General features: G+C 49.1%; 17 protein-coding genes. 1 reads left to right on the top strand and 16 read right to left on the bottom strand.

Annotation, left to right across the window (positions count from 1 at the left end; translation table 11 throughout):
* Positions 1 to 16: 16 nt before the first annotated feature.
* From rpoS to cysG, 13 genes are all read right to left on the bottom strand, one after another.
* On the bottom strand, positions 17 to 1,051 hold the full coding sequence (rpoS, locus tag HH682_RS02895) for an RNA polymerase sigma factor RpoS (protein WP_420826176.1): 1,035 nt from the start codon (positions 1,049 to 1,051) through the stop codon (positions 17 to 19).
* On the bottom strand, positions 1,052 to 2,230 hold the full coding sequence (nlpD, locus tag HH682_RS02900) for a murein hydrolase activator NlpD (protein WP_214236085.1): 1,179 nt from the start codon (positions 2,228 to 2,230) through the stop codon (positions 1,052 to 1,054).
* A 131-nt stretch (positions 2,231 to 2,361) separates the two neighbouring features.
* Complete coding sequence (locus tag HH682_RS02905) at positions 2,362 to 2,988, bottom strand: protein-L-isoaspartate(D-aspartate) O-methyltransferase (RefSeq protein ID WP_092675830.1); 627 nt, start codon at positions 2,986 to 2,988, stop codon at positions 2,362 to 2,364.
* The gene (gene surE / locus HH682_RS02910; RefSeq protein ID WP_214236087.1) at positions 2,982 to 3,746 is read right to left on the bottom strand and encodes a 5'/3'-nucleotidase SurE; all 765 of its coding nucleotides are present in this window, start codon (positions 3,744 to 3,746) and stop codon (positions 2,982 to 2,984) included. The genes HH682_RS02905 and surE overlap by 7 nt, the downstream gene beginning before the upstream one ends.
* The gene (gene truD / locus HH682_RS02915; protein WP_214236089.1) at positions 3,727 to 4,776 is read right to left on the bottom strand and encodes a tRNA pseudouridine(13) synthase TruD; all 1,050 of its coding nucleotides are present in this window, start codon (positions 4,774 to 4,776) and stop codon (positions 3,727 to 3,729) included. The genes surE and truD overlap by 20 nt, the downstream gene beginning before the upstream one ends.
* A complete protein-coding gene (gene ispF / locus HH682_RS02920; RefSeq protein ID WP_250318525.1) occupies positions 4,776 to 5,255 on the bottom strand; it encodes a 2-C-methyl-D-erythritol 2,4-cyclodiphosphate synthase in 480 nt (159 codons plus the stop codon). Before ispF ends, truD begins: the two co-directional genes overlap by 1 nt.
* A gap of 10 nt (positions 5,256 to 5,265) precedes the next feature.
* Positions 5,266 to 5,976, bottom strand: a complete 711-nt coding sequence (ispD, locus tag HH682_RS02925; RefSeq protein WP_214236090.1) for a 2-C-methyl-D-erythritol 4-phosphate cytidylyltransferase — start codon at positions 5,974 to 5,976, stop codon at positions 5,266 to 5,268.
* Positions 5,977 to 5,991: 15 nt separating this feature from the next.
* Positions 5,992 to 6,303 (bottom strand): cell division protein FtsB, encoded by a 312-nt coding sequence (gene ftsB / locus HH682_RS02930; RefSeq protein WP_214236092.1) that lies wholly within the window; start codon positions 6,301 to 6,303, stop codon positions 5,992 to 5,994.
* A gap of 118 nt (positions 6,304 to 6,421) precedes the next feature.
* Complete coding sequence (locus HH682_RS02935; RefSeq protein ID WP_214236094.1) at positions 6,422 to 6,742, bottom strand: DUF3561 family protein; 321 nt, start codon at positions 6,740 to 6,742, stop codon at positions 6,422 to 6,424.
* A 26-nt stretch (positions 6,743 to 6,768) separates the two neighbouring features.
* Complete coding sequence (cysC, locus tag HH682_RS02940) at positions 6,769 to 7,374, bottom strand: adenylyl-sulfate kinase (protein ID WP_214236096.1); 606 nt, start codon at positions 7,372 to 7,374, stop codon at positions 6,769 to 6,771.
* Positions 7,371 to 8,804: a sulfate adenylyltransferase subunit CysN gene (gene cysN, locus HH682_RS02945; protein WP_214236098.1), complete on the bottom strand. Its 1,434-nt coding sequence runs from the start codon at positions 8,802 to 8,804 to the stop codon at positions 7,371 to 7,373. Before cysN ends, cysC begins: the two co-directional genes overlap by 4 nt.
* Before the next feature lie 10 nt (positions 8,805 to 8,814).
* A complete protein-coding gene (gene cysD / locus HH682_RS02950) occupies positions 8,815 to 9,723 on the bottom strand; it encodes a sulfate adenylyltransferase subunit CysD (RefSeq protein WP_214236100.1) in 909 nt (302 codons plus the stop codon).
* 8 nt (positions 9,724 to 9,731) lie between these two features.
* Complete coding sequence (gene cysG / locus HH682_RS02955) at positions 9,732 to 11,147, bottom strand: siroheme synthase CysG (RefSeq protein ID WP_214236102.1); 1,416 nt, start codon at positions 11,145 to 11,147, stop codon at positions 9,732 to 9,734.
* A 218-nt stretch (positions 11,148 to 11,365) separates the two neighbouring features.
* Between cysG and HH682_RS02960 the strand changes: the two genes are divergently transcribed.
* Positions 11,366 to 12,355, top strand: a complete 990-nt coding sequence (locus HH682_RS02960; protein WP_214236104.1) for a M28 family peptidase — start codon at positions 11,366 to 11,368, stop codon at positions 12,353 to 12,355.
* Here HH682_RS02960 and HH682_RS02965 read toward each other — a convergent pair.
* From HH682_RS02965 to cysJ, 3 genes are read right to left on the bottom strand one after another with little or no spacing between them, the layout of a single operon-like run.
* Positions 12,352 to 13,086, bottom strand: coding sequence for a phosphoadenylyl-sulfate reductase (locus HH682_RS02965; RefSeq protein ID WP_214236106.1), 735 nt, complete (start codon positions 13,084 to 13,086; stop codon positions 12,352 to 12,354). The two genes, HH682_RS02960 and HH682_RS02965, sit on opposite strands and share 4 nt — an antisense overlap.
* On the bottom strand, positions 13,086 to 14,810 hold the full coding sequence (cysI, locus tag HH682_RS02970) for an assimilatory sulfite reductase (NADPH) hemoprotein subunit (RefSeq protein WP_214236108.1): 1,725 nt from the start codon (positions 14,808 to 14,810) through the stop codon (positions 13,086 to 13,088). Before cysI ends, HH682_RS02965 begins: the two co-directional genes overlap by 1 nt.
* The gene (cysJ, locus tag HH682_RS02975) at positions 14,810 to 16,612 is read right to left on the bottom strand and encodes an NADPH-dependent assimilatory sulfite reductase flavoprotein subunit (RefSeq protein WP_214236110.1); all 1,803 of its coding nucleotides are present in this window, start codon (positions 16,610 to 16,612) and stop codon (positions 14,810 to 14,812) included. The genes cysI and cysJ overlap by 1 nt, the downstream gene beginning before the upstream one ends.
* Positions 16,613 to 16,718: the final 106 nt, after the last annotated feature.

A 16,718-nucleotide genomic window follows, 5' to 3' on the forward strand; every position in this document is an offset into this window, starting at 1 on the left:
TATGCATTACTGTCGATTATAGGAACAGGGCGTCTAAGCTGAGACCTTGATCTTCAAGGATTTCACGTAAACGACGCAGACCCTCAACTTGAATCTGACGAACACGTTCACGGGTTAAACCGATTTCCTGACCCACATCTTCCAGTGTCGCCGGTTCATATCCCAGCAACCCGAAACGACGCGCGAGAACTTCCCGCTGTTTGGCATTCAGTTCATACAACCACTTAACGATACTTTGCTTCATATCGTTATCTTGGTTGGTGTACTCTGGCGAGTTATCATCGTCATCGGAAATCATGTCCAGTAATGACGTTTCCGAGTCGCCACCGATTGGCGTATCCACCGAAGCAATACGTTCATTAAGGCGAAGCATTCGACTGACATCCTCGACTGGCTTATCCAATTTCTGTGCAATATCTTCAGCAGTTGGCTCGTGGTCCAGAACTTGCGTCAGTTCACGTGCAGTACGTAAATACACATTTAATTCTTTAACGATATGGATAGGCAGACGAATGGTACGCGTCTGGTTCATGATAGCCCGCTCGATCGTTTGACGGATCCACCATGTCGCATAGGTAGAGAAGCGGAAACCTTTCTCGGGGTCAAACTTCTCAACCGCACGGATCAAACCAAGGTTACCTTCTTCGATCAGATCGAGTAGCGGCAGGCCACGGTTGTTATAGCGGCGCGAAATCTTCACCACCAGACGGAGGTTACTTTCGATCATTCTGCGGCGTGAAGCGACGTCGCCTCGTAGCGCACGACGAGCAAAATAGATCTCTTCCTCTGCAGTAAGCAGTGGCGAGAAACCGATTTCACCTAAATAGAGTTGAGTGGCGTCCAGAACCCGTTGGGATGAATTCGGCGCAAAGAGATCTTCCTCTGCGCTAGAAATTTCATAATCATCTTTAGAATCGCTGGTCGCATTCTGCTCTTCAAAAGCTACATTCTCATGATCGTCATAATCAACATCATGTAACTCTTCAACTTTACGCGTATTCTGACTCATTGTGATGCCTCCTGGTCCTGGCAGAGCCAGAAGGCCCTGCATCTATCGCTGCGGTAAGTAACGCAACGGATTGACGGATTTTCCTTTATAACGAATTTCAAAGTGCAATCTTACCGAACTCGTCCCTGTACTGCCCATGGTGGCAATTTTTTGACCGGCAGTGACTTCTTGTTGCTCTCTAACCAACATCGTGTCGTTGTGTGCATAGGCGCTGAGGTAATCATCATTATGTTTGATGATAATCAGGTTACCGTAACCGCGTAACGCATTACCTGCATACACAACTCTACCTGCTGCTGTAGAGACCACTGCTTGACCACGAGAACCGGCAATATCGATTCCCTTATTTCCACCTTCCGACGCCGAGAAACCATCAATAATGTTTCCTTTTGTCGGCCAACGCCAAGTCGTAATTGGCGTCGAGCTGGTCGTACTACTGACTGTTGGAGAGGTTGCTGGTGCCACAATAGGTGCCGCAGCACTCCCTGTTACAGCCGTTTTGCTCGGTAATAATTTACTGCTCGATTGAGCAGAATTATTGCTGCTTTGTTCGTCAGTATCTTCAGAATACTTAACTATTGGCTGTTGTGCAACCTCTTTGGGAACGGTTCTCTGAACATTATTTGCACTATTGTTATTAGAAGAGATGTTATCTGCTTTACTAATTTCATTAGGCCCCGTTATAGGTTGTCCAGCACCGTTACCAATTTGGAGAACTTGGCCAGCATTCAAGCTATAAGGGGCTGCGATACTATTTTTTTGTGCAAGATCGCGAAAATCGTTACCTGTAATCCATGCGATATAAAATAATGTATCACCGCGCTTAACAGCGTAGGTGCTGCCGCTATAACTACCCTTCGGAATATTCCCATAATTGCGGTTATAGATAATTTTGCCATTTTGCAACTTCACTGGCTGGCTACTGACCACTTGCTGAGTAGGCTGAACCGGCTGAGTCGATTGTACTGGCATTACCGGCTGAGGCGCTTGAACGGGTTGTGCGGCCATTGAACGTGGCGCACTTGGAACAGTAGACGATGTCCTCGGATACTGCTGAACCGCACGTTGGGTGGAGCCCGCTGGCGCTCCGCCACTCGCACCAATAGCTGTGATCGGGGCTTGTGAATCGGTACTATCAGAACTACATCCTGCCAAGCTGGCAGCAATCAATGAGGCGAGCGCCATCTGGCGATAATTACTACTTTTGCTTCCTTTGCTCATTCATTCCCCCATAAGGCTTACGGCTATTGGTTTTACGATCCTCGTTCGGACTGTAAACAACTTAAATGAAATTATCGTCCAATAGTAGCAGGCAACGCCAAGACAGGCTATGAGACGATGTGAGGAAAACATTAAGCCAGATCACCTGGAATTAACGGGACAAACCTTACTGGTTCAATCATATCGTCGGTGAACTCTTCACCAATACGTTGGATTCGCTGTAAAAATTGCTGTTCCTCGCCGACGGGAAGAACCATTACTCCCCCATCGGCTAATTGCGCCACCAGCTCGAGCGGAATCTGAGGAGCGGCTGCAGTGACAATAATGGCATCGAAAGGGCCACGAGAGACCCATCCATGCCATCCATCACCGTGGCGTGTTGAGACGTTATGCAAATCGAGATTTTTCAGTCGTCGTTTGGCCGCCCACTGTAGCCCTTTGATACGCTCGACCGAATAAACATGCTCAACTAAATTCGCTAAAATAGCGGTTTGGTAACCCGACCCGGTACCGATTTCCAGCACACGTGAAAAAGGCGTTAGGCCGAGTAGTTCAGTCATTCTCGCTACCATATAGGGTTGAGAAATCGTTTGACCGTAGCCGATAGGGAGTGCGTTATTGTCCCAAGCCTTATGCTCAAATGCCTCATCGACGAATTGCTCACGCGGCACCAGTGAAATAGCACGTAGTATCGACTCATCAGCAATGCCGTGCTGACGTAAGTAATCAAGTAACATCTCTACACGCCGACTTAGCATGTGACTTGGCCCTCGACATTCCCTAACCATTCTGTCAATTGGGATACTGCATGGTATGCAGTAAGATCAATACCTAAGGGAGTGATAGAAACATAGCCTTGTTCTACCGCATCAAAATCAGTCCCTTCGCCCGCATCGTGCGGCTTACCTTGTGGACCAATCCAATAAAGGGTTTCGCCACGCGGATCGCACTGGGTAATCACTTTATTAGCCGGGTGACGATAACCACAGCGCGTCACTTTCCAGCCCTTAATCTCCGCTAAAGGTAGATTAGGAACATTAATATTTAATACCGGACTTAGCCGCAGTGGGTGTTTCGCCAGTATTTTCAGAAGCTGGCAGGTAACCTCGGCAGCGGTATCGTAATGGGTATGGCCATTTAGCGATACCGCGAGTGCCGGTAAGCCAAGGTGACGGCCTTCAATGGCCGCGGCAACCGTTCCTGAATAGATCACATCATCGCCAAGATTTGGGCCAGCATTAATCCCAGAGATAACAATATCGGGCGCAGGTGTCATCAGGCAGTTCACACCAAGGTAGACACAATCTGTCGGAGTACCTTGCTGCACGGCAATATCACCATTGTCATGGTGGTAAGTGCGCAGTGGCATATCTAGGGTCAATGCACTCGATGCCCCACTACGGTTGCAGTCGGGAGCAATAATTTGGACGTCCACTGCTACACAACGCAGTGCTTGGGCCAACCGTTGAATACCCGGTGCTAATACACCGTCATCGTTACTCAGCAGGATCCTCAATCATTTCTCCCTGTAATACGAGTTCTCTAACGACACTGGTTGCAAAACTGCCTGCTGGCAACCAAAAATTAAGTTGTAAATGCTGGCCATCTAACCATGTCCACGTCATGTCTCGCGGACAAACGAGCATCGCGCGGCGTGCTGCATCGACACGCTCATCAGATAACAGCGAGATAAATGCCTGTTGCGTCGCCAACTGCTGTTGCTCGAATTCAGCGGCTACGCCAGCCACGACAGTGTTCCCCTTACCGACTAATGGGGCGGTTATACGCAGTTCACCTTGCTGGACACGCGTTAGCGTCTCGCTAAATTCTTCTTCGCTCACCACAAACCAGCTCCCCCGCCCGGTGAGCTGCACACAATCGCCCACCCATAGTGTCGAAAGATTGGATTGTGCCGCGAGTCGTGCACTGGTGACTTGGTTAAAGATATCACTCCGTATCGCGGAGAGCAGCAAGCTTCGCTTGGCACGATCTTTAATCCGTATCTCTCCAGACGCCCACTGTTGCGCAAGCGTCAGATTATGACGGTCTCGTCCAAAACGCTGTTCACCAAAGTAGTTCGGTACACCTTGTTCAGCGACAGCGGCTAAACGCTGCTCAACACTTTGCACATCACTGACGTCACGGACAATCAGTTCGAAGTAATTACCGGCTAACCCACCGATACGCACTTTGCGTTGGTGACGCGCCACCTCAAGGATCTCAACACCTTCAAGGGTAAAGTTGGCAAAACTCGGCATCTCTTTACCAGGAAGACGCGCGCAAAAGGTTTGCTCAGTCACAGCGTGACGGTCTTTCATTCCCGCATAACTGACTTCGCGAGCCGGTATTTTTAAAAATTTCGCCAAAGCATCTGCCACAAAACGGGTATTACACCCCGTTTTACGTAGACGAATTAATAAATGTTCACCTTGCTGATCAGCAGTATAGCCAAGATCTTCAATAACGCGGAAGTCACTAGCAGACTGTTTGATCATTCCGGTAGCACTAGGTTTACCCAGTAGCCATTGCAGTGGAGTCGACTCCATTACCCTTCTACCTTGACCAGTAGCGCTACCGCTTCGCAGGCAATCCCTTCACCGCGGCCGGTAAACCCTAGCTTTTCCGTGGTGGTTGCTTTGACATTAACGTCATCCATGTGACAACCTAAATCTTCAGCGATATTAATTCGCATCTGAGGAATATGTGGGAGCATTTTGGGCGCTTGCGCAATGATCGTCACATCGACATTACCTATCGTATAGCCTTTTTCTTGAATTCTGCGCCAAGCCTCACGCAATAGCCCTCGACTGTCGGCACCTTTAAAGGCTGGATCGGTATCAGGGAAGAGTTTGCCAATATCGCCCTGCGCCACCGCACCGAGCAGGGCATCTGTCAGCGCATGTAACGCTACGTCACCATCGGAATGCGCAAGGAAGCCTTGAGGAAAGGGAATACGTACCCCTCCAATAATCAGCGGACCTTCCCCGCCAAAAGCATGTACATCGAAGCCGTGCCCAATACGCATTATAATGCTCCTATTGGTTTTTTTGAGAAAGATAGAATTCCGCTAACGCCAGATCTTCGGGGCGGGTTACTTTTAAATTATCGCTGCGCCCTTCTACTAAAATTGGCTGATAACCCCCTAGCTCTAGCGCTGAGGCTTCATCCGTGATCTCTTTACCTTGTTCGAGTGCTTGCTGTAAGCACTGTTTTAACAGCGATAGCGGAAATAATTGCGGGGTTAAGGCATGCCAGAGATCGGTACGTTCCACGCTGCGCTGCACACGCTGTTCCGCCGCAAAAGCCCGCTTCATCGTATCTTTAACGGGTGTGGCGAGTAAGCCTCCCACCGTAGAGTGAGTTGTCAGCTCTACTAACCGCTCAAGATCCTGAGGAACTAAACACGGACGAGCCGCATCATGCACCAGTACCCACTGCGTCACCAGTGGGTCGATAACCGCAAGACCCGCTAAAACTGATTCCGCACGGGTTGTGCCACCAATTACCGTGCTGACTCGAGGATCGCGAGCAATGGGCAATTGTTGGAAACGACCGTCCTCAGGATGCAAGGCAACGATAACCCCTAAAATTGCGGGGTGATCAATAAGCGCCGCGATACTGTGTTCAAGAAGAGTTTTGGAGCCAATAGAGAGATATTGCTTTGGGCAAGATGATTGCATGCGGCTACCAATGCCGGCAGCAGGAACCACAGCAATAATTCCCGTAGTTGAAACGGTTTTCATCATTGATTTTCGTCGTTGTTATTGTCCTTGCGCCGAATTATTTGCGGCGTTACGATTCTGTTCAGGCACTAAGCGAAAGAAGGTTTCACCAGGACGAATCATTCCAAGTTCATCTCGAGAGCGTTCTTCAATGGCTTCAGAACCTCCATTGAGATCGTCAATTTCAGCAAACAGTTGGTCATTACGCGCTTTTAATTTGACATTAGCATCTTGATGCTGCGTAACTTCTTCGCTGACGCGACTGTAATCATGGATACCATTTTTACCGAGCCACAATGAGTATTGTAACCATCCCAGCAAAATAAGTAGCAATAAAGTGAGTTTTCCCATCCTTCCCCCCAACAGACTCGCTAATCTTCCCACAAGTTAGCGTTCGACTCCACTGTAACCTGTCGCAAGTCAGCGTTTTCTGACAAGTTTTAGCCTGCGCACTTAAGTGGTAATCGCTTTACCATCCAACAAAGGCATAAAAGAGTCCCCAAAAACTGCTACTGACCAGCAGCAGCGTCAGCAAGAAAGTCAGGAAAATTTTCTGCTGTTGCCAGACTGAAATCGCCATCCCTGAAAATACCGCGACGGGCAATAAAGCCAAAAAGAAAGGCCAAGTATAGAGGAAAAAGAACAGGACACTGGCCCCGAAAGCCACGAAGGGTGAAAGTATCGCGAGGAAATAAGCAAAAAGGCCAAAGCAGCCCCCCGCAACGAGTGTTGAGGGCCACTCCTTGGTTAAGGGAGGGCGAGTCATAACGGGATCTGGCAACTCTGGCATAGCGATCGTAACTTATCCTAAAAGGGTTAAGCGGCGATAATAGCGCGATCACGCAATAGATCGATAATCTGCTCGCTCAGTTTTGTAACTAATTGTTCGCCATCGACCCGTAGCTCGGGTAAGAGTGGCGCTTCGTAGCCTGAACCAATCCCTGTGAAGTCTTTGATTTCACCCGCTCTTGCTTTCCGGTATAGCCCTTTCGGGTCCCGAGCTTCGCAAATTTCGGGGGCTGTATCGACAAATATTTCGATAAATCTTTCTTCACCAATCAGCTCACGGGCCAGCTGTCGCTCACTGCGGTGTGGCGAAATAAAGGCCGTTAACACAATCATCCCGGCATCGGCCATTAACTTTGCGACTTCACTGATACGACGAATATTCTCTTTACGGTCATTATCACTAAAACCAAGATCTCGACATAATCCTTGTCGGACATTGTCGCCATCAAGCAAAAAAGTGCTACTACCCAATTGATGGAGCGCCAACTCCACGGCCCCTGAGAGGGTCGACTTTCCAGAACCCGATAGGCCAGTAAACCAAACGACTGCACCACGATGGTGGTGCAGGGTTTCACGCATTTCTGGCGTCACGGCATGTTGATGCCAAACAATGTTTTCCGCTTGCCGGCTCATTTAAGACTATCTCGTAAGTTTATTGCATTCCAATGTGGAAAGTGCTTACGCACCAGCTCATTGAGCTCGAGCTCGAAAGCACTGAATTGTCCAGCCGATTGCGCCGCGTCTAGCGTTCGCGTCTGATAGACCATTCCTGCCCCAACGGTCACATTGCTCAGGCGATCAATAAAGATTAAGCCACCTGTCACGGGGTTTTCCGCATAAGGGTCAAGCATTAATGGCTCATCAAAAGTTAAGGCTACGCGACCAATGGCATTAAGCGGTAGAGTCTGCGTATCACTGGTGGCTAAGGTATTGATATTCACTTGGTGAATAATCTCATCAACCACAGCGCGTGCCGTCTTACCCGCCACTTTAATCTGATAGCTTTGACCTGGCTGTAGGGCATTCTCTCCCATCCATACCACGTCTACTTCCGCGGCGTGGGTCGGACTTAATTGCGCATCACCGTCAACCAACAAGTCACCACGTGAAATATCGATTTCAGTTTCCAATACTAGGGTCACGGCTTCGCCAGCAGCGGCTTGGGGTAAGTCGCCATCAAACGTCGTGATCTTCGCAATACGGCTGCTGACACCGGACGGCAAGACTTTGATCTGTTGTCCTACTGACACGATGCCGGAAGCAACGGTACCGGCATAGCCTCGGAAATCAAGGTTTGGCCGGTTAACATATTGCACAGGGAAACGCATAGCCTGCCATTCCACTACTTTTTTCACTTCGACAGTTTCTAGGATTTCAAGCAGCGTTGGCCCAGTGTACCATGGCATATGCTGACTATTGGCAGCGATGTTCTCACCCTCTAAGGCCGAAACTGGGACGAAGCGGATATCAAGATCTTTAGGTAATTGCTCAGCAAAGTCGAGGTACTGCTGTACAATCTGATTAAAGGTAGCCTCGCCATACTCAACCAGATCCATCTTATTCACCGCAACAACCAAGTGCTTAATCCCTAATAAGGTTGAGATAAAGCTATGGCGCCGAGTTTGATCCAGTACACCTTTACGCGCATCGATCAGCAGAATAGCTAAGTCACAGGTCGAGGCACCCGTTGCCATATTACGAGTATATTGCTCATGCCCCGGGGTGTCAGCAATGATAAATTTACGTTTCTCGGTGGAGAAATAACGGTATGCGACATCAATGGTGATGCCTTGCTCACGCTCTGCTTGTAAGCCATCCACCAGTAATGCCAAATCCAGCTTCTCACCTTGGGTACCATGACGCTTACTGTCATTATGTAGCGACGAGAGTTGGTCTTCATAAATTTGACGGGTGTCATGGAGCAGACGACCAATTAGGGTACTTTTGCCGTCGTCGACACTACCGCACGTTAAGAATCGTAATAAGCTTTTGTGCTGCTGGGCGGTCAACCAGGCTTCTACGCCACCTTGATCGGCAATTTGTTGTGCTAATGCATTATTCATAATCAGATCCTTAGAAGTAACCCTGGCGTTTTTTCATTTCCATCGAACCGGCTTGGTCCCGATCAATGACGCGCCCTTGACGTTCGCTGGTAGTGGACACCAACATCTCTTCAATAATTTCCGGTAACGTCTCGGCAGAGGACTCTACTGCTCCGGTTAATGGCCAACACCCCAACGTACGGAAGCGAACCTTTCGCTGCTCAATCTGCTCGCCCGGCTGTAAATCGATGCGATCGTCGTCGATCATCATTAACATGCCATCTCGTTCCAGTACCGGTCGCTCAGCGGCCAGGTAAAGAGGAACAATCTCGATATTCTCTAAAAAGATATATTGCCAGATATCCAGCTCGGTCCAGTTAGAGAGCGGGAACACACGAATACTTTCGCCTTTATTAATTTGCCCGTTGTAGTTGTGCCACAGCTCTGGTCGTTGATTTTTCGGATCCCAGCGGTGAAAACGATCACGGAACGAATAGATACGCTCTTTGGCACGCGATTTCTCTTCATCACGGCGAGCGCCTCCGAAGGCGGCATCAAACCCATATTTGTTTAATGCTTGCTTTAAGCCTTCGGTTTTCATGATATCGGTGTGCTTGGCACTGCCATGTACGAAAGGATTAATCCCCATCGCTACCCCTTCTGGGTTGCGGTGAACAATCAGTTCAGCACCGATTTGTTTGACGGTACGGTCACGGAATTCGTACATTTGTTTGAATTTCCAGCCCGTATCGACATGTAATAGAGGAAAAGGTAACTTGCCAGGATAAAACGCTTTACGGGCAAGGTGCAACATGACCGAAGAGTCTTTACCGATCGAATACATCATCACCGGGTTGGAAAATTCTGCCGCCACTTCGCGTAGGATGTGAATACTCTCTGCTTCCAGCTGACGCAGATGAGTCAGTCGTTGTTGGTCCATACGATACCTCAAATAATGGGTGTAAGCGCTGAGGAGGAAGTGATCGACGCGGATGACTTCTGAAACCAGGCTAAATGCTTGTGTAAGTGAACAACCTCGCCTATAACCACTAATGCTGGCGTAGGCGCTTTGGCCGCTAAGTCCGAGAGTTGATCAAGGCGACCCGTCAGGACCTTTTGATCCTGTCGAGTCCCTCGTCCAATAACGGCAACCGGTGTGTGTGCAGCTCGTCCATGCTCGATCAGACGATGGCTAATTTCTGCGGCTTTTACCGTTCCCATATAAATAGCAAGGGTTTGGTCGCTAAGGGCTAAGGCTGCCCAGTCCGGTTCACGGCCATCTTTGCGGCAATGTCCGGTGATAAACATCGCACTTTGCGCATAATCTCGGTGGGTTAGCGGGATACCCGCATAAGCGGTTGCTCCTGCTGCTGCAGTAATCCCGGGGACGACTTGAAAAGGGATATTAGCGGCCACTGCGGCTTCTAGCTCTTCGCCACCACGCCCAAAAATAAAGGGATCGCCTCCCTTTAAACGCACGACTTTTTTCCCTTCAAGAGCAAGGGTGACGAGTAATTGATTCGTTTCATCTTGAGGGACGGAGTGTGCACCGGCACGTTTACCGACACAGATGCGCTGCGCATCACGACGGACCAGGTCTAAGACCTCATCGCTAACCAAATGGTCATAGAGCACCACGTCGGCCAGCTGCATCACTTGCAAACCACGCAGGGTCAGCAAACCTGGATCTCCCGGTCCCCCACCTACCAGATAAATTTCACCGCGTTGCGAAATCGGCTGATGTAAGCTCTCTGCGAGAATGCTTTCTGCCTGATGGAGATTCCCTGCAGTCGCCTGATGCAGATATTCGCTGCTAAACAGACGCTCCCAGAAACGGCGACGATCGGCCATACGATGAAAGCGCTGTTTAACCCGATCACGCCATTGCCCGGCAAGCTGTGCGGCGTCGCCTAGGCGTGCAGGGAGTAAGGTCTCAATCTTTTCACGCAACGACCGGGCGAGAACCGGTGCCGTGCCCGCGGAAGAGATCGCCACGATAACCGGAGAACGGTCAACAATAGAGGGAAAAATAAAACTACAGCGGGCTTGGTCGTCAACCACATTAACCAATTTGAACTTTCTTTGGGCATCTTGATACACCCGCTCATTCAATACTGAGTCGTCGGTCGCGGCGATAACAAAAAAAACCTGATCGATTTGATCAGCATGATACTCTGACGCAATCCATGAAGCTTTTTGCTCCTTAACCAGTACACTCACTTCTTCCGAAAGTTCGCGCGCGGCGATATGGATGATAGCGTGCGCTCGAAGCAGTAGATCGATTTTTCGCGATGCGATTTCTCCGCCACCGATCACCAGTACCGGGCGGTTTTTTAATTCAGCAAACAGCGGTAAGTAGTCCACACACACTCAGTAAAGTTAGTCGTTCAATGACTAAACTATATAAGCTTAATTACCTAATGATGAAATGTTGTTTTGGAATGAGCAGTAACTTTATGGAATAAGCTTAGCGATTTTTTTGCTTTAGATTGAATCAGTACTAATTCAGACTATTTGTCGCCTTAGATAATGGAAACTAATGCTATTATCTTAGCTGAGTGACAGTGTGGAACCCTCTAATAATGTTAAGTTTGTTGAATAATAAATCGGTCTCAATAGCCCTTTACTTCGGTCTTTTACTTGCCCCTTTCTCAGGCCATGCCCATTCCACGTCGAAGGTTGATAACGTAGCGGAACAACACACTCGCTATATCGCCACCTATTTCCCCGGAAGGATCTCGGGTACCCCAGCTGAGTTCCTCACTGCACAGTACTTACAGCAGCAGTTTAGTCAATTAGGCTATCACGCGCACATCCGTCATAAACAGGGCGTAGCGTATCCGCTCGCGGCAACCTCTGCCGTGGCGGTACATCGTGGTCAATTGCCGCAAGAAATCTTGATCATCGCCCATATTGATACACCACAAGCCGACACTGCCCACCAACGCCAACAAAATGTCGGCGGCATTAACTTCCAAGGGGTAGATAATAATGCTGCCAGTTTAGGCGTTATGTTGGAATTAGCTAAGCGCTTGGCTTCCCATCATAATGGCTATAGCCTACGTTTTGTGGCATTAGGCGGCACTCAGCCGCCCCATCAAGGTATGACAGATTACTTGAATAGCTTATCGATGGACGAACGTAAGAATACGCTACTGGTGGTAGATATTGAGAATATTATCGCGGGGAAAACCCTCGCGTTTCTCAGTGGCAATACAACCGCCACGGCAGTGCGTAAACAGACTACCGGGGAAGCCAAACGGATTGCGCAGCAACGCGATATACCGTTATTAACTGCGCAACTGGCCAGCAGCCGCTCACGCACACTGACTGTCTACGAAGAAATGGGACTACCTTATATGCGAGTAACGGCATCCAATGCCGTTAAACTGACGACACTCGCTACCGGAGAGATAAAGCCCGTTTTGGGTAATGATGCCGCAAAAGATAACTTAGCCTACATCAACCATCACTATCCCAGACGTTTAGCACAACGTAGTCACCAGGTCGTCACTATTCTCACGCCTTTGCTGCGTGGCTTACTGACCCCTACGCGTGCCGCCAAGCATTAACCTTCGTGAAGCCCACACTCGCGTTTCAACCCGAAGAAACGCGTCTCTTCTTCGCGCATCCCAGGCTCCCATTTACGAGTGGTATGAGTATCGCCCACCGATAAATACCCTTGTTCCCATAGCGGGTGGTAACTTAAGCCATGTTTTTTCAGGTATTGATACACTTGACGGTTATCCCAATCGACGATAGGTAAAAACTTAAAGATCCCTCGCGAAAGTGATAACACTTGCAGCTGAGCCCGGCTTTCGGATTGCTCTCGACGTAAGCCAGCGAACCAAGTACTGACCTGTAGCGCTTCGAGGGCATGCGTCAGTGGCTCCACTTTATTCAATTGGTTATAACGCTCGAGTCCCTCGACGCCCTGCTCCCACAATTTACCGTAACGCGCCTCTTGCCAAGCGGGAGACAGCGCGGAGCGGTAAACCTGTAAGTTGAGCTGCAATTGTTGTTGCAGGCTATCGATAAACTGATAGGTTTCAGGAAACAAATAACCGGTATCGGTCAAAATTACCGGAATATTGGATGACTGCTGAGTCACCAAGTGTAAGCTTACCGCAGCCTGAATCCCAAAACTGCTGGTCAACGCATGCTGACCAGGGAGATGTTCGAGCGCCCAAGCCACCCGCTCTTCAGCGCTCAGTGCTTCCAGCTGCTGATTGACGGTCGTTAGGGCCACCTGTTGCTCGGTTTTATCTAATAACGCTAAGTCTGCTAGATTGAGTTTAGCCATTACGCCTCCACAGCGGCCCAAAAATCACGAGCCGGATCGACAACTTCCCGAATAATCCCTGCTCGAATGGTGTAATCACCAAATCCTTCGTGCGCTTCACGCTCTATCGCCCAACGCCCAATAAGTTCGTCGAGGATCGAGAGAATTTCTGCTTCCTGAATATTTTCACGATACATCGCGGGGATACGTGTACCGATACGATTCCCGCCAAGATGGAGGTTATAGCGACCCGGCGCTTTACCCACCAGCCCAACTTCGGCTAATAACGCGCGACCGCAGCCATTTGGACAGCCGGTTACCCGCATCACAATCGCTTCCTCAGCAACACCGTGATTCGTCATCAGCGATTCAACCTCACTGATAAAACCTGGAAGAAAACGCTCAGCTTCTGCCATGGCTAGTGGACAGGTAGGAAATGCCACACAAGCCATTGAGTTTTCGCGTTGTGGTGAGACCTTCTCCATTAAGCCATGCTCAACCGCTAATGCTTCAATCGCGTCTTTTTGGCTTTCAGGCACCCCAGCAACAATCAAATTCTGATTTGCGGTCAGGCGAAAATCACCTTGATGGACTTTGGCTATCTCTGCTATCCCTTTCTTCAGCGGGCGACCAGGGTAATCGAGTAAGCGACCATTTTCGATAAAGAGCGTTAAATGCCAGTGATCATCAATACCTTTAATCCAACCAAAACGATCGCCACGGGTGGTAAATTCGTAAGGACGAATGGGTGCAAAAGTCAGACCTGCACGTTTCTCCACTTCCGCTTTAAATACCTCAGGCCCAACACGCTCTAAGGTATACTTGGTTTTAGCATTTTTACGATCCGTTCGATTGCCCCAATCACGTTGCGTGGTGACTACCGCTTGCGCCACGTCCAGTACTTTGTCGAGTGGTAAAAAACCAAACTCAGTGGCAGTCCGTGCATAAGTCGCTTTATTACCATGATCGATGGAAAGCCCCCCACCAACCAGTAGGTTGAAGCCAACTAATTTCCCCTCTTCCGCGATGGCGATAAAGTTAAGGTCGTTAGCATGTAAATCCACATCATTGTGCGGGGGGATAACCACCGTCGTTTTAAACTTCCGCGGAAGATAGGTTTCGCCCAGAATCGGTTCTTGATCCGTGGTCGCGACTTTCTCTTTATCCCACCAAATTTCCGCATAGGCCTGCGTTTGGGGCAACAGATGCTCAGAGATTTTCTTCGCCCATTCATAAGCTTCTTGGTGTAGAGCCGACTCTACCGGATTCGACGTACAAAGAACGTTACGATTGACGTCGTTCGCCGTCGCCAAGGCATCAAGGCCGACTTCGTGTAACATCTGATGCACAGGCTTGACGTTCTTCTTCAAAATACCGTGGAACTGAAAGGTTTGGCGATTCGTTAAACGAATACTGCCGTAAATTGTTTTCTCTTCCGCGAAGCGATCAATCGCTAACCATTGCTCAGGCGAAATAATGCCGCCAGGTAAACGGCAACGAAGCATCATAGCGTGACGCGGTTCTAGCTTTTGCTCCGTCCGCTCGGCACGAATGTCTCGGTCATCTTGTTGATACATGCCATGAAAGCGGATCAACAGATAGTTGTCACCGTTGAAGCCGCCCGTTAGGCCGTCGTTAAGATCTTCTTTAATCGTCCCACGTAAGAACTGACTCTCTTTCTTTAGACGCTCAGCATCGGATAATTTACCCTCTACAACCAAAGGGCCAGGATATTTTGTACTCATTAGTAGACATCTCTCTGATAGCGGCGAGCAATACGCAAATCGCTCAAATATTCGTCTGCAGACTCACTGTCCATCGCACCATATTGAGCAATAATCTCTAATAGGGTGTTTTCGACATCTTTTGCCATACGCGTAGCATCGCCACAGACATAGATATGGGCGCCTTGTTCGATCCAACGCCACACTTCCTCACCTTGTTCACGCAGTTTATCTTGCACGTAAACTTTCTCTGCTTGATCCCGAGACCAAGCGAGATCGATTCGCGTGAGGAGTCCTTGTTTAATATATTTTTGCCATTCTACTTGGTAAAGAAAATCTTCAGTAAAATGAGGATTACCAAAGAATAGCCAGTTTGGCCCTGCTGCCCCATCGTTATCCCGTTGTTGGATAAAAGAGCGGAATGGCGCGATTCCCGTGCCAGGGCCAATCATAATGACGGGTGTATCCCCTTCAGCGGGTAAACGGAAGTTATCGTTATGCTCAATGAAGATATCAATCTCGTCGTCTTCTTGTAGCTGATCGGCAAGAAAACCCGAGGCTCCTCCGGTACGAGCTCGGCCTTCGATATCGTAACGCACTACCCCAACCGTAATATGTACTTCATCTTCCACTTCAGCTTGCGAGGATGATATTGAGTAAAGGCGTGGGGTCAGCGGGCGCAGAAGCTCGACTAGTTGCTGTGCGGTGAGTGGCGTCGGTGCATGGCGAATCATATCGACGATAGGCCATTGCTGCGCAAACTGTTGTAACGCGCTTTTATCGCTCAGTAATGCCAGGAGAGTTTCGCTAGCAGAGTGATGCGCATAACGCTCAACAATTTTTGCACTGTTTACGGTTAACTCTAACCGGCTACGCAGTGCCTCGCTAATTGTTAAGGTGTCATTATCAATGGTGACCATTTCGTTGGCATCGATCCATAACAATTCAACAATTTCACTGACTAAAGCCGGGTCGTTTTTAAACCATACCCCTAGCGCATCGCCGGCTTGATAGCGTAATCCTGATTCGCTGATATCGATTTCGATATGGCGAATATCACGATCGGAATCGCGGCCAGTAATTTTTTGACTCACCGCCAGCGTTGCGGTGAGCGGGGCTTCTTTACTATAGGGAGTGCTATCCAAGGTATCGCTATTACCTAACGCGACTTGAGAGACCGACTGTGGTGAACTGGTCGGTACCAAGGCCTTGAGTCTTGTCACCACCTCTGAGCGCCATTGTTCTGCTGCCTGTGTATAGTCGACATCGGCGTCGACACGCGGCAATAACCGTTCCGCGCCTAATGCAGAAAATTGCTGGTCGAAATCTTTCGCCGCTTGACAGAAAAATTCATAAGAAGAATCCCCCAAACCGAATACGGCAAAGCGGACTTCTGGTAAAGCGGGTGCTTTTTTGGAATGCAGGTATTTATGCAACGCTACCGCTTCTTCCGGGGCTTCACCTTCACCTTGTGTGGAGGTTACCACTAACACTATTTTCTCTGCCGCAATCTGCTTAAATTTAAAATCCGCCGCATTGACCAAATTGACCTTCAACTGCGCACCGAGTAAGTCATCACGTAACTGCTCCGCTAAGCGCCGTGCATTACCGGTTTGCGAAGCGGAAATCAGTGTAATGCTGGGTTGTTCGGCCTCTGGCGTTACCGGTGCAGGTCGACTCGATACGGCTGAGGGATCAGCGAGACGCCCCCAGCAATACCCGGAAATCCACGCGAGTTGATGCGAAGTCAGATCTTGAGTGACGTCTTGTAAGCGGGCGAGTTGCTCCGCGCTAAGCGGCAGCTGAGGGGGTTGAGTGGTCATTGCTTATCGTATTCCAGTGCCAGAGGCAAAAAATTCAGTGAGTGTAGAGTAACCGTACGATTATTACTGATAAAGACAGCTTGAGCATATTAAATAACTAAATACA

Origin of the sequence: Rosenbergiella gaditana (assembly GCF_018494065.1) — a bacterium.
Lineage (GTDB): Bacteria > Pseudomonadota > Gammaproteobacteria > Enterobacterales > Enterobacteriaceae > Rosenbergiella > Rosenbergiella gaditana.

Coding starts and splice junctions, on each gene's coding strand:
- rpoS (WP_420826176.1), bottom strand. CDS start 1,051: ATGCAGGGCCTTCTGGCTCTGCCAGGACCAGGAGGCATCACAATGAGT.
- nlpD (WP_214236085.1), bottom strand. CDS start 2,230: ATGAGCAAAGGAAGCAAAAGTAGTAATTATCGCCAGATGGCGCTCGCC.
- HH682_RS02905 (WP_092675830.1), bottom strand. CDS start 2,988: ATGCTAAGTCGGCGTGTAGAGATGTTACTTGATTACTTACGTCAGCAC.
- truD (WP_214236089.1), bottom strand. CDS start 4,776: ATGGAGTCGACTCCACTGCAATGGCTACTGGGTAAACCTAGTGCTACC.
- ispF (WP_250318525.1), bottom strand. CDS start 5,255: ATGCGTATTGGGCACGGCTTCGATGTACATGCTTTTGGCGGGGAAGGT.
- ispD (WP_214236090.1), bottom strand. CDS start 5,976: ATGATGAAAACCGTTTCAACTACGGGAATTATTGCTGTGGTTCCTGCT.
- ftsB (WP_214236092.1), bottom strand. CDS start 6,303: ATGGGAAAACTCACTTTATTGCTACTTATTTTGCTGGGATGGTTACAA.
- HH682_RS02935 (WP_214236094.1), bottom strand. CDS start 6,742: ATGCCAGAGTTGCCAGATCCCGTTATGACTCGCCCTCCCTTAACCAAG.
- cysC (WP_214236096.1), bottom strand. CDS start 7,374: ATGAGCCGGCAAGCGGAAAACATTGTTTGGCATCAACATGCCGTGACG.
- cysN (WP_214236098.1), bottom strand. CDS start 8,804: ATGAATAATGCATTAGCACAACAAATTGCCGATCAAGGTGGCGTAGAA.
- cysD (WP_214236100.1), bottom strand. CDS start 9,723: ATGGACCAACAACGACTGACTCATCTGCGTCAGCTGGAAGCAGAGAGT.
- HH682_RS02960 (WP_214236104.1), top strand. CDS start 11,366: ATGTTAAGTTTGTTGAATAATAAATCGGTCTCAATAGCCCTTTACTTC.
- HH682_RS02965 (WP_214236106.1), bottom strand. CDS start 13,086: ATGGCTAAACTCAATCTAGCAGACTTAGCGTTATTAGATAAAACCGAG.
- cysI (WP_214236108.1), bottom strand. CDS start 14,810: ATGAGTACAAAATATCCTGGCCCTTTGGTTGTAGAGGGTAAATTATCC.
- cysJ (WP_214236110.1), bottom strand. CDS start 16,612: ATGACCACTCAACCCCCTCAGCTGCCGCTTAGCGCGGAGCAACTCGCC.